20 protein-coding genes are annotated in these 19,342 nt (G+C 65.5%); 13 read left to right on the forward strand and 7 right to left on the reverse strand.

The window, feature by feature from the left end; all coding sequences use genetic code 11:
* The first annotated feature begins 458 nt into the window (after positions 1-458).
* The 3 genes from AB4Y35_RS08390 (at position 459) to AB4Y35_RS08400 (ending at position 2,590) form a co-directional block, all read left to right on the forward strand.
* The gene (locus AB4Y35_RS08390; protein ID WP_368704072.1) at positions 459-767 is read left to right on the forward strand and encodes a DUF4148 domain-containing protein; all 309 of its coding nucleotides are present in this window, start codon (positions 459-461) and stop codon (positions 765-767) included.
* 199 nt (positions 768-966) lie between these two features.
* The gene (locus tag AB4Y35_RS08395) at positions 967-2,073 is read left to right on the forward strand and encodes an NAD(P)/FAD-dependent oxidoreductase (RefSeq protein WP_368704073.1); all 1,107 of its coding nucleotides are present in this window, start codon (positions 967-969) and stop codon (positions 2,071-2,073) included.
* A gap of 205 nt (positions 2,074-2,278) precedes the next feature.
* A complete protein-coding gene (locus AB4Y35_RS08400; protein WP_069265209.1) occupies positions 2,279-2,590 on the forward strand; it encodes a high-potential iron-sulfur protein in 312 nt (103 codons plus the stop codon).
* An 80-nt stretch (positions 2,591-2,670) separates the two neighbouring features.
* Here AB4Y35_RS08400 and AB4Y35_RS08405 read toward each other — a convergent pair whose 3' ends face one another.
* Together AB4Y35_RS08405 and AB4Y35_RS08410 are read right to left on the reverse strand one after the other, a co-directional pair.
* Positions 2,671-4,185, reverse strand: a complete 1,515-nt coding sequence (locus AB4Y35_RS08405) for an amidase (protein WP_368704074.1) — start codon at positions 4,183-4,185, stop codon at positions 2,671-2,673.
* A gap of 188 nt (positions 4,186-4,373) precedes the next feature.
* Entirely contained in the window at positions 4,374-5,072 is a 699-nt protein-coding gene (locus AB4Y35_RS08410) for a dienelactone hydrolase family protein (RefSeq protein WP_368704075.1), read from the reverse strand.
* 266 nt (positions 5,073-5,338) lie between these two features.
* On the opposite strand from AB4Y35_RS08410, the gene AB4Y35_RS08415 reads away from it, so the two are divergent.
* Together AB4Y35_RS08415 and AB4Y35_RS08420 are read left to right on the forward strand one after the other, a co-directional pair.
* A complete protein-coding gene (locus AB4Y35_RS08415) occupies positions 5,339-6,493 on the forward strand; it encodes an NAD(P)H-dependent flavin oxidoreductase (RefSeq protein ID WP_368704076.1) in 1,155 nt (384 codons plus the stop codon).
* A gap of 570 nt (positions 6,494-7,063) precedes the next feature.
* Entirely contained in the window at positions 7,064-8,209 is a 1,146-nt protein-coding gene (locus AB4Y35_RS08420) for a branched-chain amino acid ABC transporter substrate-binding protein (RefSeq protein ID WP_342924397.1), read from the forward strand.
* 126 nt (positions 8,210-8,335) lie between these two features.
* Here the strand turns inward: AB4Y35_RS08420 and AB4Y35_RS08425 are convergent, their stop codons facing one another.
* Positions 8,336-9,556 carry an MFS transporter gene (locus AB4Y35_RS08425; RefSeq protein WP_368704077.1) on the reverse strand — a complete coding sequence of 407 codons (1,221 nt, stop codon included), beginning with the start codon at positions 9,554-9,556 and terminating at the stop codon, positions 8,336-8,338.
* A 154-nt stretch (positions 9,557-9,710) separates the two neighbouring features.
* Between AB4Y35_RS08425 and AB4Y35_RS08430 the strand changes: the two genes are divergently transcribed.
* From AB4Y35_RS08430 to AB4Y35_RS08440, 3 genes are all read left to right on the forward strand, one after another.
* Entirely contained in the window at positions 9,711-10,397 is a 687-nt protein-coding gene (locus AB4Y35_RS08430) for a HugZ family protein (protein ID WP_368704078.1), read from the forward strand.
* A gap of 413 nt (positions 10,398-10,810) precedes the next feature.
* The gene (locus AB4Y35_RS08435; RefSeq protein ID WP_069265202.1) at positions 10,811-11,119 is read left to right on the forward strand and encodes an H-NS family nucleoid-associated regulatory protein; all 309 of its coding nucleotides are present in this window, start codon (positions 10,811-10,813) and stop codon (positions 11,117-11,119) included.
* Between the two features lie 294 nt (positions 11,120-11,413).
* Positions 11,414-12,577, forward strand: a complete 1,164-nt coding sequence (locus tag AB4Y35_RS08440; RefSeq protein ID WP_368704079.1) for a cation diffusion facilitator family transporter — start codon at positions 11,414-11,416, stop codon at positions 12,575-12,577.
* 79 nt (positions 12,578-12,656) lie between these two features.
* On the opposite strand, the gene AB4Y35_RS08445 is transcribed toward AB4Y35_RS08440, so the two are convergent.
* The 3 genes from AB4Y35_RS08445 to AB4Y35_RS08455 all read right to left on the reverse strand — a co-directional run bounded on the left by AB4Y35_RS08445 (position 12,657) and on the right by AB4Y35_RS08455 (position 14,496).
* Positions 12,657-13,127 (reverse strand): Lrp/AsnC family transcriptional regulator, encoded by a 471-nt coding sequence (locus tag AB4Y35_RS08445; protein ID WP_174479506.1) that lies wholly within the window; start codon positions 13,125-13,127, stop codon positions 12,657-12,659.
* 77 nt (positions 13,128-13,204) lie between these two features.
* A complete protein-coding gene (locus AB4Y35_RS08450; RefSeq protein WP_028203150.1) occupies positions 13,205-13,837 on the reverse strand; it encodes an exonuclease in 633 nt (210 codons plus the stop codon).
* Between the two features lie 14 nt (positions 13,838-13,851).
* Positions 13,852-14,496 (reverse strand): MBL fold metallo-hydrolase, encoded by a 645-nt coding sequence (locus AB4Y35_RS08455; RefSeq protein ID WP_368704080.1) that lies wholly within the window; start codon positions 14,494-14,496, stop codon positions 13,852-13,854.
* Between the two features lie 769 nt (positions 14,497-15,265).
* Between AB4Y35_RS08455 and AB4Y35_RS08460 the strand changes: the two genes are divergently transcribed.
* Positions 15,266-15,865, forward strand: a complete 600-nt coding sequence (locus tag AB4Y35_RS08460; RefSeq protein ID WP_368704081.1) for a septal ring lytic transglycosylase RlpA family protein — start codon at positions 15,266-15,268, stop codon at positions 15,863-15,865.
* 155 nt (positions 15,866-16,020) lie between these two features.
* On the opposite strand, the gene rsmI is transcribed toward AB4Y35_RS08460, so the two are convergent.
* Positions 16,021-16,923, reverse strand: coding sequence for a 16S rRNA (cytidine(1402)-2'-O)-methyltransferase (gene rsmI / locus AB4Y35_RS08465; RefSeq protein WP_368694972.1), 903 nt, complete (start codon positions 16,921-16,923; stop codon positions 16,021-16,023).
* Here rsmI and AB4Y35_RS08470 point away from each other — a divergent pair.
* From AB4Y35_RS08470 to AB4Y35_RS08485, 4 genes are all read left to right on the forward strand, one after another.
* Positions 16,922-17,449: a YraN family protein gene (locus tag AB4Y35_RS08470; protein WP_368704082.1), complete on the forward strand. Its 528-nt coding sequence runs from the start codon at positions 16,922-16,924 to the stop codon at positions 17,447-17,449. The genes rsmI and AB4Y35_RS08470 overlap by 2 nt on opposite strands.
* Before the next feature lie 113 nt (positions 17,450-17,562).
* The gene (locus AB4Y35_RS08475) at positions 17,563-18,150 is read left to right on the forward strand and encodes a phosphoheptose isomerase (RefSeq protein WP_069265196.1); all 588 of its coding nucleotides are present in this window, start codon (positions 17,563-17,565) and stop codon (positions 18,148-18,150) included.
* A gap of 28 nt (positions 18,151-18,178) precedes the next feature.
* Positions 18,179-18,961 carry a BON domain-containing protein gene (locus AB4Y35_RS08480; protein ID WP_324159678.1) on the forward strand — a complete coding sequence of 261 codons (783 nt, stop codon included), beginning with the start codon at positions 18,179-18,181 and terminating at the stop codon, positions 18,959-18,961.
* Positions 18,961-19,296: a c-type cytochrome gene (locus AB4Y35_RS08485; RefSeq protein ID WP_368704083.1), complete on the forward strand. Its 336-nt coding sequence runs from the start codon at positions 18,961-18,963 to the stop codon at positions 19,294-19,296. Before AB4Y35_RS08480 ends, AB4Y35_RS08485 begins: the two co-directional genes overlap by 1 nt.
* The last annotated feature ends 46 nt before the right edge of the window (positions 19,297-19,342 follow it).

Raw genomic sequence — 19,342 nt, forward strand, 5'->3', positions numbered from 1 at the left:
CCAGTGCGCACACGCTCGTTCCCGCGAGGGCGGCGAAGAGCAGCAGGGCAAGGCAATGTTTCCACAACTTCATATGGGTGGCTCCGTGCACGGCGCCGCGCGAGGCGACAGTGTCGGCAACGCTACGGCGGGGCGGGTACGTTCTGACCATCGATCCTATACCGGGTTCGCAAACGCCGGACCGCGGCGGTCCATAGGAGGTGGGGACGCGGCAGGCCCGCTTCAACTATCGCGCGCCGCGTGATTGGTTATTTAAGCGCAACAACCATAAGTTTAAAGGGGCAATTATTCGAAAATTGTTGTCGTGACTGCAACGGTGACTTGTTGCTTATCGGGATGGTTTTTCGATAGCTCGTGTTTACACTGGCTTGGACGTGTCCGACACGTTGTCTGGATTCCGCCGGCTGGCCAGTAGGGGTTGCAAAGCTTGCCGGGCATCGCCTCGAAGGAGCATCGCCATGAAGCAGTCCGTTACGCTTGCTGCCCTGCTGGTCAGCGCCGCCGCCGCCCTTGTTACCGCGCCCGCATTCGCCGGCGGCGATGCGGCGACGCCGGCGGTTCAATCATTGCCCGTCGCGGCGGTCGCCACGAACGCCCCGAAGACGCGCGCCGAAGTAAGGGCCGAGCTGGCCAGTGCCCGTGCTCATGGCGAACTGAGTCTGGACCCGAATTCGCCGGCTTATCCGCAGCAATACGCGATGGGCGGCTATACCGCGCCTCGCGAGCAGGCCGCGGGCTTCTTCCACGCTCGCAACGTCGCTAACTGACGCATTGGCTTGCGCCGCGACAACGCCGCTTTGTTCCCTTCCGCGCTTTCCTTGCGAGAGTCTGGCGTAGCCTCCCCGCCGGGCGGCGTACAATTTTTGTCAAGCGGCGGCGCGCGTTGTGCGCTGCCCATCCCATGGCAGAGAGGATCGCGGTGCGGCTGGCTTGCCTGCCGGCGCTGCGAAGGCGGGACGCAGGGACATGGACCAGATCGAATGCGTGGTGATCGGCGCGGGGGTGGTCGGCCTCGCCGTAGCGCGTGCGCTTGCGGCGCGCGGGCGCGAGGTGATCGTGCTCGAAGCCGCCGAGGCCATCGGCACCAGCACCAGTTCGCGCAATAGCGAGGTCATTCACGCCGGGCTCTACTACCCGCGCGGCTCGCTCAAGGCCACGTTGTGCGTGCGCGGGCGCGAAATGCTCTACGAGTACTGCGCGTCGCACAACGTCACGCACGCGCGCTGCGGCAAGCTGCTCGTCGCCACGGCGGCGAACCAGATTCCGCAGCTCGAGGCGATTCGCGCGCGCGGCAAGGAAAACGGCGTGTTCGACCTCACGCGCATCAGCGGCAGCGAGGCGCTCGCGCTCGAACCGGCGCTCGAATGCGTCGCGGCCGTGTACTCGCCGCAAACCGGCATCGTCGACAGCCATCAGCTCATGCTTGCGCTGCAAGGCGACGCCGAGCGCGACGGCGCCGTGATCGCGCTGAAGTCGCCGGTCGAGTCGATCGATGCGCTGGGCAGCGGCTTCACGGTGCGAACGGGCGGCGACGCGCCGATCGACATCCGCGCCGGCTGCGTCGTCAATAGCGCGGGCCTGTATGCGACGAAGCTCGCCAAACGCATTCGCGGGCTCGACGCGCGCCACGTGCCGCCGTTCTATCTGGCGCGCGGCAATTACTTCAGCGTGTCGGGTCGCGTGCCGTTCTCGCGTCTCATCTACCCGATGCCCAACGACGCCGGCCTCGGCGTGCATCTCACGCTCGATCTGGGCGGCCAGGCGCGCTTCGGCCCCGACGTCGAATGGATCGATGCGGTCGATTACGACGTCGATCCCCGCCGCGCCGATTCCTTCTACGCGCAGATCCGCACCTACTGGCCCGCGCTGCCCGACGGCGCGCTGCAGCCGGCCTACGCGGGCATCCGCCCGAAGCTCTCCGGGCCGGGCGAACCGGCCGCCGATTTCATGATCCAGGGCGCGGCGTCGCACGGCGTGCGCGGCCTCGTGAACCTGTTCGGCATCGAGTCGCCGGGGCTCACGGCTTCGCTGGCGATCGCGCAGCGCGTCTGCGAGATGGCTTCGTTCGATTGATCGGGCTTTGCGCCCTTCTTCCAATGAGCGGCATCATGCCGCTCACTTATCTCCAGCATTGCAGCGTCACCGGGGCTTGCTTCGTTGTTAAGCTTCTTCGCGACGCCGCCACCAGAGCGGCTCAGAGGCATGCGCGGCACGCGCCACACGAAAGCGCCGCGCGAAAACCCAGCGAACGAATCGCCACAATACTGGAGTGAGTCATATGAAATCGTCCCGCCGCAGCTTTCTGATCACGAGCATCGGCGTCGCTTCGACGCTCGCGCTTTCGCGCCAGGCCTTCGCCGACGCGCCCAAGGCTGCCGAATCCGATCCCACCTCACAGGCGCTCGGCTACAAGCTCGATGCGACCAAGGTCGACCGAGCGAAGTTCGCGAAGTACGCCGCCGGCCAGGACTGCAGCAACTGCACGTTCTATCAGGGCAAGGCCACCGACGCGTTCGCGCCGTGCCCGATGTTCGGCGGCAAGCAGGTCGCCGGTAAGGGCTGGTGCAGCGCCTATAACAAGAAGGCGTGATGAGTCGGCGCGGGTGGCGTAGTGCGTAGACCCCACACGCCTCGCTGCCCGCGCCCGTCGATCATGAAAGCGCAAGCGCGCTACAGTCGCGCCTGCAGCAAGGGCGGCCGGCGGTTGAACCAAGGGCGCGCCGCCTCCAGCTGCGCCGCGAGGCGCAGCAACAACGCGTCGTTGCCCTCGCGCGCGGCGAACTGAACGCCGATCGGCAGCCCACGAGCGTTCCATGCGAGCGGCACCGACATCGACGGCTGGCCCGTCAGGTTGAACAGCTCCGTGCAGCCCGCCCACGCGAACGCCTTGTTCGAGGCTTCGGTCAGCAGCTTTCTCATCAGCACTTCCACCGGCATGGCCGTGACGGCGCGCATCTGGATGCGCTCGCTCTGGCTTGGCTTCAGTTCGCCGATTTTCACCGGCGGCGCCGCGAGCGTCGGGCACAGCAGCACGTCGTAGCGCTTCATCAGGTCGGCGAGCTGCGCCGTGATGCGCTGCTGCACGTCGAGCGCCGCGGGCAGCTCGCGCTCGCCGAGCTTCTGGCCGATGTGCGCCATGGCCCAGGTGGCGATCTCGAACTCCCGGCGGCGCGGCTTCGTGCCCGTGATGTCGTCCGCGTGCAGCACGTACTGTTCGGCCACCACCGACCACAGCATGAGGAACGCCTCGCGCGCCTGCCCGTAGTTCACGGGCAGCGAATACGGCTCCACGCGATGGCCGAGCGACGTGAGCAGTTCGGCGGCGTCGTCGAGTGCGCTGCGCACTTCGGGCGAAACCGTGTCCGCGAACATTGGCTCGGTCAGCAGCGCGATCGCGAGCGGCTTCGATCCGTCGAGCGGCGCGCGCGCGGCGGCGAGGAAGGTGCCGGGCGCGCCGGCAGGCAGCGCGGGGTCGCCGGCGATCAGGTCGAGCATCAGCGCGCTGTCACGCACGCTGCGCGATACCGCGAGATCGACGCCGAGCGCGCCGGGCGGCGGCGGCACGTCGGACGCGGGCTGGAACGCGCGCGACGGCTTGAAGCCGAAGAGCCCGCAGCACGACGCCGGAATGCGGATCGACCCGCCGCCGTCGGACGCATGCGCGAGCGGCACGATGCCCGCCGCCACCGAGGCGGCCGCGCCGCCGCTCGAGCCGCCGGGCGTGTGATCGAGGTTCCACGGGTTGCGGCAGGGGCCGAACAGCTCGGGTTCGGTATAGGGCATCTGCCCGAGTTCCGAGGCGCTGGTCTTGCCGAAGATGTTCAGGCCCGCGGCGCGAAAGCGCGCGACCACGGGCGCGTCGGCAGTGGGGATGTAGTGGCGGTAATGGCGGCTGCCGAGCGTCATGCGCAGCCCGGCCACCGCCGCGCCGAGGTCCTTGACGAGAAACGGCACGCCCGCGAGCGGCCCTTCGCTCAGCGCACTCACGCCGTTGCCGGACGCCTCGATGCGCCGCGCGCGCTCGCGCGCCGCTTCATAGTCCTTGAGGACGATGGCGTTGATCGCAGGATTGGTGGCTTCCGCGCGGGCGATGGCGGTGTCGAGCAACTCGCGCGCGCTCACCTCGCGGCGGCGCACGAGATCGGCGAGGCCGATGGCGTCGTATTCCAGATAGTCGGACTGCAAGGCGCGCACTCCTCGTCGTCGGGTTGGGGCCGGGCTGGGGCAATACGGGCTACGCAAGGAGTGTAAGCGGGCGGCGCGCCCGCCGGGTTTGTCGTTGCGCGCGCATCGATGCGTCAAGGGGTGCGCGCACAACGACAGACGGGCGGCGGCAAGGCTTCATCGCGACAACCGCCGCCGCCCGAAGGGTATTACAGATGCTCGGCGAGGAAGCTCAGCGTGCGGCCGTGCGCGAGCGCCGAAGCGTGCTGGTTGTACGAGGCGCGCACCGAGCAGTTGAAGCCGTGATCGGCGTTCGGGTACAGGTGGAACTCGGCGTTCGGGCGGCCCGCGAAGCGCTCCTTCACCTGGCCCACCGCCGACAGCGGAATGCCGTGATCGAGCTCGGCGTAGTGGAAGAGAATCGGCTTGGTGACCTGGTCGGCGAGATCGAGCTGATTCTGGATGCCGCCGCCGTAGTAGGACACCGCCGCATCCACCGAGCCGCTGGCGGCCGCGAGGTAGGCAAGACGGCCGCCGAAGCAGTAGCCGATCGCCGCGACCTTGCCCGTGCACTCGGGCAGCGCGCGCAGCGCGGCCGCCGTCGCGGCGATGTCGTCGACCACGAGGTTGACGTCCGTCTTCTGCATCAGCGCGATGCCGCGATCGCGATCCGCGCCCACGTAGTCGAGTTCGACGCGCGGGGCCGCGCGCCAGAACACGTCGGGGGCGATCGCCACGTAGCCGTCGAGCGCGTATTGCTCGACGACGTCGCGGATGTGCCCGTTCACGCCGAAGATCTCCTGCAGGATGACGATGCCCGGGCCCTTGCCGCCCCTGGGCAGCGCGAGGTACGCGCCGAAGCTGTCATTGCCGGCGGGAATGTCGATCCATTGGGTCGAAACGCTCATGTTGTTTCTCCGTCTTCATCAATGAGTCATGCGACGCGCCGCAGCGCTCAGGCAGGCGGCTCGCACACTGCCCGCGGCGCGTCGCGAAATCGGGGAGCCAGTTTGCCATAGGCCCTTGAACCTCTGCAGCGCACGCCACGGAAACCTCGTTCTCGCAAGCGGATCGTAATGATCTCGATTATTCATTTTTCGGGCACGAGGGCTTTGGCTAGAGTCGGTAGCGATTTATACCGTCATCGCTCATTCCGCCATACAAGGATCGCCTCATGAGTTCTGCTCCCGCGTTGCGCACATCGCCCGACTGTTCCACGCCGTTCAGCCGCCGCTTCGGTTTGCGCCTGCCGCTCGCGCAGGGGCCGATGGCGGGCGGCCCGACCACGCCCGCGCTCGTCGCGGCGGTGTCCAACGCGGGCGGGCTCGGTTTTCTCGCCGGCGCGGCGCTCGCGCCCGAAAAGATCGCGAGCGAAGTCGCCGCGATTCGCGCGCTCACGGACAAGCCGTTCGGCGTGAATCTCTTCGTGCTCGACCCCGCGCATCCCGACGAGGCCACCGTGCGCCGCGCGCTCGAAGCGATCGACCCGGTGGCGGCGCAGTTCGGCCTGCCGCCCGGTGAGGCGCTCGCACGTTACGCGCCCGACTTTCGCGCGCAACTGGACATGGTGATCGAGCTGCGCGTGCCGGTGGTGAGCTTCACGTTCGGCCTGTTGCCCAAGGCCGATGTTGCGCGCCTGCAGGCAGCGGGCAGCTACGTGATGGGGACGGCGACGCACGTGGCCGAAGCCCTCGCGTGGCGCGACGCGGGTGCGGATGCCATCGTCGCGCAAGGCGCCGAAGCGGGCGGGCACCGCGGCACGTTCATCGGCGAGGCGCCGCACGCGCTCGTCGGCACGATGGCGCTGGTGCCGCAACTCGTGGATGCCGTCGAGGCGGCCGGCCTGCCGGTGCTGGCGGCGGGCGGCATCATGGACGGGCGTGGCATCGTCGCGGCGCTCGCGCTGGGCGCGCAAGGCGCGCAGATGGGCACCGCGTTTCTCGGCTGCGCGGAAAGCGCGATTCCCGCCGACTGGAAGGCGCGGCTGCGTGCGTCGACGGATACCGCGACCTCGGTCACGCGCGCGATCACCGGGCGCCACGCGCGCGGCATTCGCAATCCGCTCATGGAGCAACTCGAGGCGCGGCCCGAGACGGTCGCGCCGTACCCCGTGCAGAACGCGCTCACGCAGCCGTTGCGGCAGCGCGCGGCGCGCGAGAACGACGGAGACTATCTTTCGCTGTGGTCGGGGCAGGGCGCACCGCTTTCGCGCACGCGCGAGGCCGGTCTGGGCGCTGCGCAAATCGTCGCGGCGCTCGATGCCGAATGGCGTGCGCTTCTCGGCAAACTGTTCAGCGAACGACCCGGCAAACTCAGTCACGACGCGTGAGGTATCTGGCCGCATGAGATGCGGCTCTGCAACGCATCGGCGTCCGAAATTAATCGAATGCTTACTTGAACCGGCGCGCGCAAAAAAGCGCGTGCCCGACGCGCGCGCAACTCGCAAACGTTATCGCGAATGCGAGGGATTTTCATATGGTCGCAAGGCGTCCTGGTGTATTCCCGGAACGCGTGCGCTAACACACCAATAACTCCCGTCAAATAATCCAAAAAACGATTCGCGCGGGACCTCTCAGGGAATCTCCCAATAATTGGATCCAAAGTCGGGATGCCTTATTACATAAGGCTTGCGGTCGATTGATCAGGGTTTCGAACTGTTCTTGCACTACGCATATTGGTACTCGCACCAATATCTGAAAAAAATCCCCCAAATTAATTTGATCACCTACACTTGCGCGCAAGTATGGATGGGCGGCCCGCCATGAACGGACCATTCGCCATGCTGGCCAGGTGCATCAAGGATGCATCCTGCGTGGTCGTCCGCACGGGGAGCGACACGTTCGGGGCGCGGGAGCACTGGGCGATTACGTAGCTTTTGGGTTCGAAACTGGAGACTTACATGACTATCAAGCTTCACAAGCTGTTGCCGATCAGCGCTGCGGCCATTATGTTCGCGTCGTTCGCAACGGCAGCGAGCGCAGACGTTACGGTCAAGATTGGCCACGTCGCGCCGCTTACGGGTGGGATTGCGCACCTCGGTAAAGACAACGAAAACGGCGCACGTCTCGCAGTCGAAGAGATCAACGCGAAGGGCCTCATGGTCGGCGGCCAGAAGGTCACGCTCGTGCTCGACGCACAAGACGACGCGGCTGACCCGCGCACGGCCACCCAGGTCGCGCAGAAGCTCGTCGACGACAAGGTCGTTGCCGTCGTCGGCCACCTGAACTCGGGCACTTCGATCCCGGCATCGAAGATCTACAGCGATGCAGGCATCGTGCAGATCTCGCCGTCGGCCACGAACCCGGCCTACACGCAACAAGGCTTCAAGACGACCTACCGTGTCGTGGCAACGGACGCCCAGCAGGGCCCGGCGCTCGCGAACTACGCGGCGAAGAACCTGAAGGTCAAGACCGTTGCCGTGGTGGACGACTCGACGGCTTATGGCCAGGGTCTCGCGAACGAATTCGAGAAGACCGCCAAGTCGCTCGGCATGAACGTGCTGTCGCATGACGCGACGAACGACAAGGCCGTGGACTTCCGCGCCATTCTGACGAAGATCAAGGGCGAAAACCCCGACGCGATCATGTACGGCGGCATGGACGCCACCGGCGGCCCGTTCGCCAAGCAAGCCAAGCAGCTTGGCCTGCGCGCGAAGGTGCTCGCGGGTGACGGCGTCTGTACCGACAAGCTGGCCGACCTCGCCGGCGACGCGACCGACAACATCGTGTGTTCGGAAGCCGGCATGGCGCTCGAAAAGATGCCGGGCGGCAAGGAATTCGAAGCCAAGTTCGAGAAGCGCTTCGGCCAGCCGATCCAGATCTACGCACCGTTCACGTATGACGCTGTGTACATCATCGTCGACGCCATGAAGCGTGCGAACTCGACGGATCCGGCAAAGATCCTCGCCGAAATGCCGACGACGGACTACAAGGGCGTGATTGGCGAGACGACCTTCGATTCGAAGGGCGACCTCAAGCACGGCGTGATCTCGCTGTACAACTACAAGTCGGGCAAGAAGTCGCTGCTCGACGTCGTGAAGATGTAAATCGCGCTTAGCGCGTATTTACCGATTTCGCTCACGCGATTGGAAAAGCCCGCGGGTTTCGGCCCGCGGGCTTTTTTTTCGTTTGGGGTTGCGCGCCGCGCGGCTATCGATGCGCTAGAAGCGCTTTCAGATCCCCAGCCGCCGCAACACCTTCGGTCCCGCAAACGCCACGAGCGCCGCGCACAACGCCACCACGGCGAGCCCGACGGTGAGGTTGGTCACCTGCGTGATGCCGCCGATCACCACCGGCCCGAACAGCAAGCCGAAATACGCAATGCCCGCGACGTGCGCGAGCCCTTCGGCCGCGTGAATGCCTTTCACGCGCGCGGCGGCCGCGAACAGCACCGGCATCATGTTGGCGAGGCCGAGGCCCATCAGCGTGAAGCCCGTGAGCGCGGTGAACGAGAACGGCAGCAACAGCGCGCCGATCATGCCCGCGCACGCGAGCGAGGCGCTCGCCATCACGAGCTGCGGCGCGCCAAAGCGTGCGCGCACGGCGTCGCCGGCGAAGCGCGCCGCGGCCATGCCGCCCGAGAACGCCGCGTAGGCCGCGCTGGCGAGTGCAGGCGTGGAGAGCACCACGTCGCGCATATAGACCGTGGCCCAGTCGTACATTGCGCCTTCGGCGATCAGGGCGATCAGCGCGATGGCGCCGAGCGCCCACAGCGCGGGCGTGCGCCAGCGGTTGCCGGTTTTCGCGTGCTCGCCGTGCGTCGCATGCGGCACGTGCGGCAGGACGGCTGGGCACGAGACGAACAGCACGAGCGCCGCCAGCGCCGACGCGAGAAAGAGATGCAGCGCCGGCGCCATGCCGCGCGCGAGCAGCGCGCCGCCAATCGCCGCGCCCGCCATGCCGCCGAGGCTGAACATGCCGTGCAGCCCCGACATGATCGGCTTGGCGACGGCTTCTTCCACGGCGCTCGCTTCGGCGTTCATGGCGACGTCGAGCGTGGCCATGCCCACGCCGAAAAAGGCGAGCACGACGATCAGCATCCAGTAATACGGGACCACCAGGATCAGCGCGCCGCACACGGACATCGTCAGGCCGCCGGCGAGGCAGGCGCGCCGCGAGCCCACCCGCGCGATCCAGCCGCCAATGGTCGTCATCGCGGCGATCGAGCCGCCCGCGACCGCGAACAGTGCGTAGGAGAGCAGCGCCGGGCTCAGATGGAACTTGTCGCGCACGGTGGGCACGTGCACGCCCCACGACGCGTACATCATGCCGGCGACGAAAAACAGCGCCATGGTCGCGATGCGCGCGCGATGGCGCGTGGCGGCGGGCAGCGCCCGATGATGGGCGGCTGGGCTCGCGACGGCGAGGGCGGGATCGGTCGGTCGGTCGGACACGGGAATTCCGGGCAGAAGGAAGAGAAGGGACCAGGAAGGCGCCTGAAAGCAAACGATGATTCTAACGAAGGTGCGACCGGCCTGTCGCAGCGCGTTGGCCGGGCCGGCTGCTCTAATATCGGCAGAATCCATCGTTCGATTCGAGGATGCGCCCTTGAAGATTCCCGCTCACGCCCCGCTGCATCTGCTGCACCAGGCGCCCACCGGCACGCTCGCCACGCACTCGCGCGAGCCGCGCGGTTTTCCGTATCCGACGCTGCTGCCGTTCGCGGTCGACGCGCGGCATCGTCCGGTGATTCTCGTGAGCCGCCTGGCCGAGCACACGCGCAATCTGCTCGACGACCCGCGCGCGGGCTTTCTCGTCGCGCACGCACCCGACGCCGACGTGCTGAACGCCCCGCGCGCCACGCTGCTCGGCCGCTTCGAACCGGTCGCGCCGGCCGATTCAGCCGCCCACGAAGCGAACGAGGCGCTGGCACGGCGCTACGTGCGCTATCACCCGGACGCCGAGCGCTATCTCGCACTCGGCGACTTCACCTTCTGGGTCATGCACGTCGAGCGGCTGCGCTATATCGGCGGGTTTGGCGCGATGGGCTGGATGGACGGCGCCGATCTCGACACACTGGCACCGCTCGCGCCCACCGAAGAAACCACGCTGATCCGCTTTTTCGAAACGCACCCCGCGCGCCGCGCTGGCCTGCATCTCGCAGGCGTGGATCGCTACGGCGCCGATCTCGTGATCGACGGCGCCCGCACGCGCTTCGTTTTCGATGCGCCACAGCTTGATTTGCAATCCTTGCATGCGGTGCTAGCGGACTGCATAGAGCGCCATACGCAATGACGGTTTATTCCGCCCATGCGGGCGTTATCCGCCGTTCTATATAGCGCGTGGCCTCATGCTGCCTCGCAGCAACCGGTTTCTGTCCCCGTTGATTGGCTCAAAGTTGTCATGCGATGAAATGTTTGATGGATTTCAACGCATTTAATTTTCATCCGCTGCTAATTATGAGATGTGGATTTATCTGGCGAAAGCGGGATTTAGTAAAAATACCGATTTGCACGAAATGACAATGAGTTAGACGCTTGCTGGAAGGCGCTGGATTGGAAATCTGGCTTTAATTATTTTTATTGCTTACACGCAACCCGGCATTCGAATCTGTGTTAATCTCGCCACCGATTTCCGAGGCACGCATCTATCAATCGGCATACTGGCGCGAGATCAGTAGCCATTAAGATCAAACCACAAGGGCACCTATGTCTTCCTACAAGGAACTTCTCGCTCAGCGAGAGAAGCTGGAAAAGCAGATTGAAGAGGCGAAGGCTCGCGAATATGCCGAGGTCCTCGATGAAATCAAGCAGAAAATGGCCGACTACGGCATTACCCTGGCAGAACTCGGTGGCGGCCGCGCCAGCGCCAAAGCCGCGAAGGCAGCCAGCCGTTCGCGTGCGAGCGTCGCGCCGAAATACCGCGATCCCGACAGCGGCAGCACGTGGTCGGGCCGTGGCAAGCCGCCGCGCTGGATCGCCGGTCAAGACCGCGATCGTTTTCTGATCCAGAAGTAAATCAACTTGTCAGCGGCGCGTTTGAACGCGCTGCGCATGAGTGAAAGCAGCAGCGGAGTCGGGCGAGGTATCTCCCGATTCTCGAAAACAAGAAGCCGCGCAGTCCGGGGACGCGCGGCTTTTTGATTTTCTGCGCCACGCGCGATTGGATCGAAGCGTATCCTTGACATGAATGAGAATGCTTCCTGGTATTGTAGGCATCTGATTTAAAAGAGATTTTTAGGGCTATCCATAAAATCGACGCACACAGTCGCTACAATCGCGGTTATTCCCTAATTTGCTCTCGCGCTGCGCATGACTTCTTCCGCCGCTCCACCGTTATCAGATAAACACGAGGTCGCGCGCCGCACCACGTGGGTCAGCGTTGCCGTCAATTCTGTTCTGGTGGTGCTGCAAATCGTCATTGGCGTGTTTGCGCATTCGCAGGCGTTGATCGCCGATGGCGTGCATTCACTGGCCGATATCGTTTCCGACTTCGTCGTGCTGCTGGCCAACCGGCATAGCGGCGCCAAGCCGGACGCCGATCATAACTACGGCCACAGCCGTTATGAGACCGTCGCGTCGTTATTCCTCGGCGCATTATTGATTGCGGTGGGCGTCGGCATGCTGGTGCGCGCCGGCACGCGCATCATGAATCTCGGCGATATTCCGGCGCTGCACGTGAGCGCGCTGATCGTGGCGCTCGTCGTGCTGGTTTCCAAGGAAGGGCTCTTTCGCTACATGCTGCGCGAGGCGCAGCGCGTGCGTTCGGCCATGCTGATCGCCAACGCGTGGCATGCGCGCTCGGACGCGGCGTCGTCGCTCGTGGTGGCGATCGGCATCGTGGGCAGCCTCGCGGGCGTGCGGCTGCTCGATCCGATCGCGGCGGCCATCGTCGGCTTCATGGTCGCGCGCATGGGCTGGGTGTTCGGCTGGGACGCGCTGCAGGACCTCTCCGACCGCGCGCTCGACGAAGCTGCCGCCGCGGACCTGCGCGCGCTGCTGATGGCCACGCCGGGCGTGCTCGACGTGCACGAGATGCGCACCCGCAAGACCGGCGACCTCGCGCTCGTGGATGCGCACATCCTCGTCGATCCGCTGATTTCGGTTTCGGAAGGGCACTTCATCGCGGAGTCGGCGCGCGCCCGCCTGCTCACCGATGCACGCGTGCTCGACGCGCTGATTCACGTCGATCCCGAAGACGACATGCACGTGCGCTCCGTGGCCAACCTGCCCGCGCGCGACGATGTGGCGGCACGCCTGCGTAACGCGCTGGCGGAGCATGACGTGCATGTCGAAGCGATCACGCTGCACTACCTGAGCACGGGGCTGGCGATTCAGGTGGTGCTGGCCGCGGCGGACGACGCGCGCCGCGTGGCCTCGGTGGATCTGGAAGCGCTGCGCGCGCGCCTCGGCGCGAGCAAGCTCGAGATCATGCAGCCACTCGGTGCGCATGGCGCGCTGGCCGCGCACGACTAACCGCGCGAGACGCAATGAATCGCGCCGCGCGGCCGGCATGCGCACGGCGCGGCAGGGAAGCCGCCGCGCCGTTATGGCTTCACAGCGGCAGTTGCGTATCGAACTTGATTTCCCGCAGCACGACGCTCGTGCGCACCTGCGCCACAGCGGGAATGCGGAAGATGCGTTCGTGCAGGAAGGCGTCGTAGGCCTTGATGTCGGGCGCCACGATCTTGAGGATGTAGTCCGATTCGCCCGTGGTGCTGTAACACTCGGTGACTTCGGGGCAGGTGGCGATCTCGCGCTCGAAGGCTTCGACGCCGCCTTCGGTGTGCCGCGTGAGATGGATATGCGCGAGGGCACAGACGTGCAGGCCAAGCTTTTCGCGATCGAGCAGCGCCGTGTAGCGCTGGATCACGCCCGACTGTTCCATATCCTTGATACGGCGCCAGCATGGCGTGCTGGAAAGCCCCACCTGATCGGAGATTTCCTGTACCGAACGGCGCGCGTCGAGCTGCAGCAGGCGCAGGATCTTCTGAGAGAACGTATCGAGTGTCAACTGCGCCTCCATTGCGTCGCTGTATTCCTGAATGGTAGAGGCCAGGAGAACAGAACGCAATGCGAAGCGCAGATGATGAGGGAGATTACCTAATTTGCCGGAGTGCTCGCGGCGTTTTGCCCTGAGTCGTCCCCATCTGCCGCGAGCGCGGCTTGCTGTGCGCGCAGGTCGGCCAGCATGTTGCAGAAGAGGGCGCCTTGCTCGATCGCGTCGTCGAGCGCGACATGCGTGTGCGGATGATCGTCGAACCAGTGCTTCGGGAAGCGCGGCTTGATGCACTTGCGGTACGGCAGGCCCGTCATCGCGAAGGCGAGCGTCTTGATGTCGAGCGCCGACCACGAGAACGGACAGCGCCCGGCGAAGCGCATCATGTACCAGAACATGAAGGTGAAATCGAAGCCCGCCGGCATCGCCACGAACACCGGCTTGCCGGGCAGCGCCTCCACCCATTCGACATAGGCGACGAGCGCCGCCGCCGGGTCCTGCAGATCCTTGCGGCACGCGGCCCAGGCCTCGGGCTGCGTCTCCCACCAGGCGGCCTGCACCGGATGCGGCGCCGCGCCTTCCAGCATCTCGAGATTGGCCGAGAACGTGGCGATCAAACGCTTGTCGGCGGTGTACGCGGCCGAAGCGAAACTCAGCATCGAATGCGGGCCCGGAATGGGACCATCGGCCTCGACGTCAGTGCTGACGTAAATCTCCTCAATAGCGGCTTGATTCATCGTACTTTTCACTCTCATCCAGGTACGCCATCTGCTACGTAAGGGTTGGAGCGGCGCTCCTCGCCGAAGGTCGAAACCGGGCCATGGCCCGGCACGAACGTGACGTCGTCGCCCAGCGGCCAGAGCTTTTCGCGGATCGAACGGATCAGGTCCGCATGATTGCCGCGCGGAAAGTCCGTGCGGCCGATCGATCCCGCGAACAGCACGTCGCCGACCGTGGCGACGCGGTGCTTGCGGCTGAAGAAGATCACGTGACCCGGCGTGTGCCCGGGGCAGTGATAGACCTCGAGTTCCTCGCTGCCGAAGCGCACCGTGTCGCCGTCTCGAAGCCAGCGCGTGGGCTCGAACGCCTCGGCGTGGCCGAAGCCGAAGCGCACGCTCTGCTGCGGCAACTGGTCGATCCAGAAGCGCTCGTCTTCCTGCGGCCCTTCGATCGGCACGCCGAACTTCGTGGCGAGCGCCTTCGCGCCCGCGCAGTGGTCGAGGTGGCCATGGGTGAGCAGCACCTTTTCCAGCTGCACGCCTTGGCGCTCGATCTCGGCTTCGATGCGTTCGAGGTCGCCGCCCGGATCGACGACGGCGGCGCGGTTCGTCGTTTCGTCGACGAGCAGCGAGCAGTTTTGCTGGAACGGCGTGACGGGAATCAGCGTGACTTTCATGCGGGGTTCGTGGGGTTCGGGTCTCGCGGGGCGGGCACAGCGACAAGTCGAAATCGACGTCGCGTGCCGACGGCCCCAGCCAAAGGATCGATTGTACCGGGGTGCAGGAAGCGCCGCCGACGCGGCTCGCGACGGTCTCAATCCCTTGTCTGACAAGGGATGCGGCGGCGCAAGGCGAACGGCTTTGTTACATCAATAGTGAAAAATCATGGAGATTTGTGGGGCACAGGCGTGACAGGAATAACTTTTGGGTATAATGCGACCCATCACGCACGGAATTCGTGCTTTCAAAGGGCGGTGTGACCTTCGTAAAAAAAGAGGTCGCATACATCGCCGTCAAGCAGTGCTGTCGTTCAAGGCGGGCCGAAACAGGCTGCCTTACAAGATAGCAAATCAGGTGTCGATCCGTTCGACGCCGCACGTCTTGCCCAGCCAGGTGCCACGCGCCTGCAACGGCCTACATGCCGTGACGCTGGGTGGGGCCTACGCCGCCGTTCCTGTGCGCCGAGAGTTTCCGGCGCGCCTGAACGAGCTTCATCGTTCGATGGCGGCATGTGGGGTCTGGTCAGGCTGCCGGGGACAGGTTGCGCCAGACGTGAAAGATAACTAGCGGTTAGCGGCTTATTAGGGCTGCATCCGGGCATTGGCACGCGTTCGCCTTTTTCATTCCAGGCGAGCGATGGCGAAGCTTTGCCCGCGACCGCCGAAGCCTTTCCGACAACGCGCACACATGGCGCGGGACAGGCTTCGAGAACGTGATGGCAATGTTATGAACCTTAGACTGACTCGACGACGACTCGGGAGTCTCGCGGCTGTGTCCATACTGGCCGGTTGTGCCATGCCGCCTGCCCAGCAGGACCAGGCATCCAGCGACGCCCTTCGCACGAAGGACGCCGCTTTCACCGCGCCGCAGGGCTACGGCTCCGCGCTCGCTGCGCTGCCCGCATCGGGCACCGCGAAGGACAACTCGCTCGCGAACGCCGAGGCGATCGACGAGAACAGCCCGGACGTCCACTCGTTCCACCAGACCGGCCGCGCCTCGTGGTACGGCCGCGCGTTCCACGGCCGCCGCACCGCAAGCGGCGAGCGCTTCAACATGAAGGCGCTCACGGCTGCGCACCGCACGCTGCCGCTCGGCTCGTATGTGCGCGTGAGCGTGCCGGGCACGTCGAAGTGGGTGGTGGTGAAGATCAACGACCGTGGCCCGTACGCGCGTGGCCGCGTGCTCGACCTCTCGTATGCCGCCGCCAAGCTCCTCGGCGTGCAGCACGCGGGTACGGCGAAGGTGAACATCGAAGGCCTCACGCGCCAGGAAGCGAAGGCCGCGCAAGCGGATATGCTTGCCGCGAACTCGAACATCGATCACTAAGCGGTCTCGTTTGGGCGTGGCGCTGAGTGCGCCGCGACGCGCCCGAAGCTGAACCGCCTGGTACCGCTGGATGCATATGCGAAGGGCCGCCTGATTGACTCAGGCGGCCCTTCGGGTTTTCTGGCTCGTGATTTTGACTGTTGTCGGCTCGCGGTTCAGTCGTCCGCCTCTTCCTCGCCCTCACCCTTCAGTTCCAGCGCCCGCGCGTAGAGGGCATTGCGCGACGCGCCTGTGAGCGCCGCCGCGATCTTCGCCGCGCCCTTCACCGGCACTTCCTGAAGCAGCACGCGCAGGAGCGCGTCGTGATCGGCTTCGCCTTCCGCCTGCTCGCTCGCGCCTTCCACCACCAGCACGAACTCGCCGCGCTGACGGTTCGCATCCCCTGCGAGCCACGTTGGCGCTTCGGCCAGGGTGCCGCTCCAGAGCGACTCGTGTAGCTTCGTCAATTCGCGGGCGATGAGGATGCGGCGCGCGGGACCGAACGCATCGGCGAGCGACTGCACGGTTTCGACGATGCGATGCGGCGCTTCGTAAAACACCATCGCGTGCGTATGCGCGGCGAGCGGCTGCAAGGCGGCTGCGCGCTGCTTGGGCTTGGGCGGCAGAAAACCGAGGAACGTGAAGGTCGAGACCCAATCGCCGGCAGCGGAAAGCGCCGTTGCGAGCGCGCTTGCGCCAGGCAGCGGCACGACGTTCAGGCCGGCGGCGCGCACGGCGTCCACGAGCTTGGCGCCCGGATCGGAAATGCCTGGCGTGCCTGCGTCGGACACACAGGCCACGCGCTCGCCCGCGCGCAGAAATTCGATCACGCGCTGCGCCGCCTCGCGCTCGTTGTGCTCGTGCACGGCGACGAGCGGCTTCGAAATACCGTAGCGCGCGAGGAGCTGGCCGGTATTGCGCGTGTCTTCGGCGGCGATGCGATCGACGAGACCGAGCACGTGCAGCGCGCGCAAGGTGATGTCGGCGACATTGCCGATGGGCGTGGCCACGACGTACAGCGTGGCGGCCGGATACTGCTGGGCCTGTGCGAGTTCGAAGGGGGACGAGAGGGACGTCATGACACGCAACGCGCGAAAGCAGGAAAAGAGGCCGACATTGTGCCACGCGGGCGCGGGCGCACCCGAGGGAAGCGGCGCGAACGAAAGTGCACGCGTCGACAACTTTTGCGCGCGAGCGCAGTCGAATGCCCAACGCCGTGCGACGGGCGCGCGTTTCGAAGCGCACGCGCTGGCATTTTTGCGGCGCGAGCGCCTCGAGCTGGTCGCGCGCAACGTGAATTGCCGTGGCGGCGAACTCGATCTCGTGATGCGCGAGCGTGACGGCACGCTGGTTTTCGTGGAAGTGCGCGCACGCGCGCGGCCGGAGTTCGGCGGCGCGGCGGCGAGCGTGGGGTGGCGCAAACAGCAGCGCGTGCTGCGCGCGGCGCGCTACTTTCTCGCGACGTGGCGCGCCGCCGATGCGAACGGGAAAGCGGCCACGCAAGGACGAACGCCGCCCGCGTGCCGCTTCGACGTGATCGCATTCGAGAGCGGCCGGCTCGTGTGGCTGCGCGACGCGTTTCAACCGGAAGCCCACCAGAGCTAAAACTTACGCAATGGAAAGAAGGGTGAAAATGAACGCCCTCGAGTGCGCTAAACTTGCGGCACGCCGCACCACGCGGAAATTTTGCGATACCCGCAGTACAGATTAGAGACTCGATGTCCGTCGAACGCATTCAACAGCACTTCCGCGATAGCGCAGCCACTACGCTCGCGGCCATGGAAACCCTGGCGGTCCCGATTGCCGCCGCGGTCGATACGATGTTCGCCGCGCTTGCGAACAGCAACAAGATTCTCGCGTGTGGCAATGGCGGATCCGCCGCCACCGCCCAGCAACTCGCCGCCGAACTGATCGGCCGGTTCGAGCGCGAACGTCCGGGCCTGCCCGCGCTCGCGCTGACCACCGACGCCTCGGTGCTCACCGCCGTCGCCAACGACTACGCATATGAGCAGGTATTCGCGAAGCAGGTGCGCGCGCTCGGCCAGCCCGGCGACGTGCTGCTCGCCATCACGACCTCGGGCAACTCCGTGAACGTGCTGGCCGCCATTCAGGAAGCGCACGAACGCGAAATGGTCGTGATCGCGCTGACCGGCAAGGGCGGCGGCGACGTGAACAGCGTGCTCGCCGATACCGACATTCAGCTGTGCGTGCCGAGCGACCGCACGGCGCGTGTTCAGGAAGTGCATCTGTTAACTATTCACTGCCTGTGCGACGGCATCGACGCGATGCTGCTGGGCGAAGACTGACACCGTAAGACGAAGAGAGGGGAAGTTGATGAGCAGATACGGCATGACGCGCGCGCTGGCACGGACCACGCTGACGATCGGCTTCGCAGCCTCGCTCTGCGCAAGCCTGCAGGGCTGCTTCCTGGCGCTGGCGGGCGCGGCCGGGGGCACGGCACTGGTGGCAACCGACCGCCGCACGGTGGGATCGCAAACCGAGGACCGCGAGATCCAGGTGAAGGCGCTCGCCGATCTCGGCAAGCAACTGCCCGATACGGCGCACGTGAACGTGGCGGTGTTCAACCAGCGCGTGCTGATCACGGGTGAAGTGCCCGACGACGCCTCGAAGCAGAAGGCCGAGAGCATCGTGCGAGCCGTGACGAACGTTGCATCGATCGTCAACGAGCTGGCGGTGCAGCCGGCCAGCTCGTTCTCCGACCGCGCGAACGACTCGTACCTCGAAGGACGCGTGAAGGCGGAACTGATTGCCTATAAGGGCATCTCTGCGAACAACTTCAAGGTGGTTAGCGAGCGTGGCACGATCTATCTGATGGGCCTCGTTACGCCGGATGAAGGCAATATCGCCGCCAACGCGACGGCCGGGGTGATGGGCGTGGCGCAGGTGGTGAAGTGCTACCAGTACATCGACGCGCAACAGGCGGCGGTGGCGACGGCGGCTGCTGCCAGTGCGCCGGCGGCGGCGCCTGCTGCCGATGCGCCGACGGTGGGGGCAGTGCCTGATTCGGGCGTGACCTCGCAGCCTATTGAGCACCAGGCGCCCGCGCCCGTGACGAATTCGTCGGCTACGAAGCCGGGGAATACGGGGGCTTTGTGATGCGGCGTTTGGTTGGTGGGGTTGTGGTTGCTGGGGCTCTTGTTGGGTTCGCTTCGCCGGCTTTTTCTGCTGTGGCGGATGGGTTGAAGGTCGCTCAGGCGAATGCTTGCATGGGGTGCCATGCGGTGGATCGCAAGCTTGTTGGGCCGTCGTTTAAGGATGTCGCTACGAAGTACAAAGGCGATGCTGCTGCCCAGGCCAAGCTGGAGAAGAAGGTGCGGGACGGTGGGGCTGGGGTTTGGGGGGCTATTCCTATGCCTTCTCACCCTGGGATGAGCGCCGCCGATATCCATTCTGTCGTGACCTGGGTGCTCGCTGGAGCGCCTTCGAAGTAGTTTTGCTTGGGGTCAAATTTGACGCTTGGCAAAACGGATTTTGTGT

Origin of the sequence: Paraburkholderia sp. EG286A (assembly GCF_040965375.1) — a bacterium.
GTDB lineage: Bacteria > Pseudomonadota > Gammaproteobacteria > Burkholderiales > Burkholderiaceae > Paraburkholderia.

Coding starts and splice junctions, on each gene's coding strand:
- AB4Y35_RS08390 (WP_368704072.1), top strand. CDS start 459: ATGAAGCAGTCCGTTACGCTTGCTGCCCTGCTGGTCAGCGCCGCCGCC.
- AB4Y35_RS08395 (WP_368704073.1), top strand. CDS start 967: ATGGACCAGATCGAATGCGTGGTGATCGGCGCGGGGGTGGTCGGCCTC.
- AB4Y35_RS08400 (WP_069265209.1), top strand. CDS start 2,279: ATGAAATCGTCCCGCCGCAGCTTTCTGATCACGAGCATCGGCGTCGCT.
- AB4Y35_RS08410 (WP_368704075.1), bottom strand. CDS start 5,072: ATGAGCGTTTCGACCCAATGGATCGACATTCCCGCCGGCAATGACAGC.
- AB4Y35_RS08415 (WP_368704076.1), top strand. CDS start 5,339: ATGAGTTCTGCTCCCGCGTTGCGCACATCGCCCGACTGTTCCACGCCG.
- AB4Y35_RS08420 (WP_342924397.1), top strand. CDS start 7,064: ATGACTATCAAGCTTCACAAGCTGTTGCCGATCAGCGCTGCGGCCATT.
- AB4Y35_RS08435 (WP_069265202.1), top strand. CDS start 10,811: ATGTCTTCCTACAAGGAACTTCTCGCTCAGCGAGAGAAGCTGGAAAAG.
- AB4Y35_RS08440 (WP_368704079.1), top strand. CDS start 11,414: ATGACTTCTTCCGCCGCTCCACCGTTATCAGATAAACACGAGGTCGCG.
- AB4Y35_RS08445 (WP_174479506.1), bottom strand. CDS start 13,127: ATGGAGGCGCAGTTGACACTCGATACGTTCTCTCAGAAGATCCTGCGC.
- AB4Y35_RS08450 (WP_028203150.1), bottom strand. CDS start 13,837: ATGAATCAAGCCGCTATTGAGGAGATTTACGTCAGCACTGACGTCGAG.
- AB4Y35_RS08455 (WP_368704080.1), bottom strand. CDS start 14,496: ATGAAAGTCACGCTGATTCCCGTCACGCCGTTCCAGCAAAACTGCTCG.
- AB4Y35_RS08460 (WP_368704081.1), top strand. CDS start 15,266: ATGAACCTTAGACTGACTCGACGACGACTCGGGAGTCTCGCGGCTGTG.
- AB4Y35_RS08470 (WP_368704082.1), top strand. CDS start 16,922: ATGACACGCAACGCGCGAAAGCAGGAAAAGAGGCCGACATTGTGCCAC.
- rsmI (WP_368694972.1), bottom strand. CDS start 16,923: ATGACGTCCCTCTCGTCCCCCTTCGAACTCGCACAGGCCCAGCAGTAT.
- AB4Y35_RS08475 (WP_069265196.1), top strand. CDS start 17,563: ATGTCCGTCGAACGCATTCAACAGCACTTCCGCGATAGCGCAGCCACT.
- AB4Y35_RS08480 (WP_324159678.1), top strand. CDS start 18,179: ATGAGCAGATACGGCATGACGCGCGCGCTGGCACGGACCACGCTGACG.
- AB4Y35_RS08485 (WP_368704083.1), top strand. CDS start 18,961: ATGCGGCGTTTGGTTGGTGGGGTTGTGGTTGCTGGGGCTCTTGTTGGG.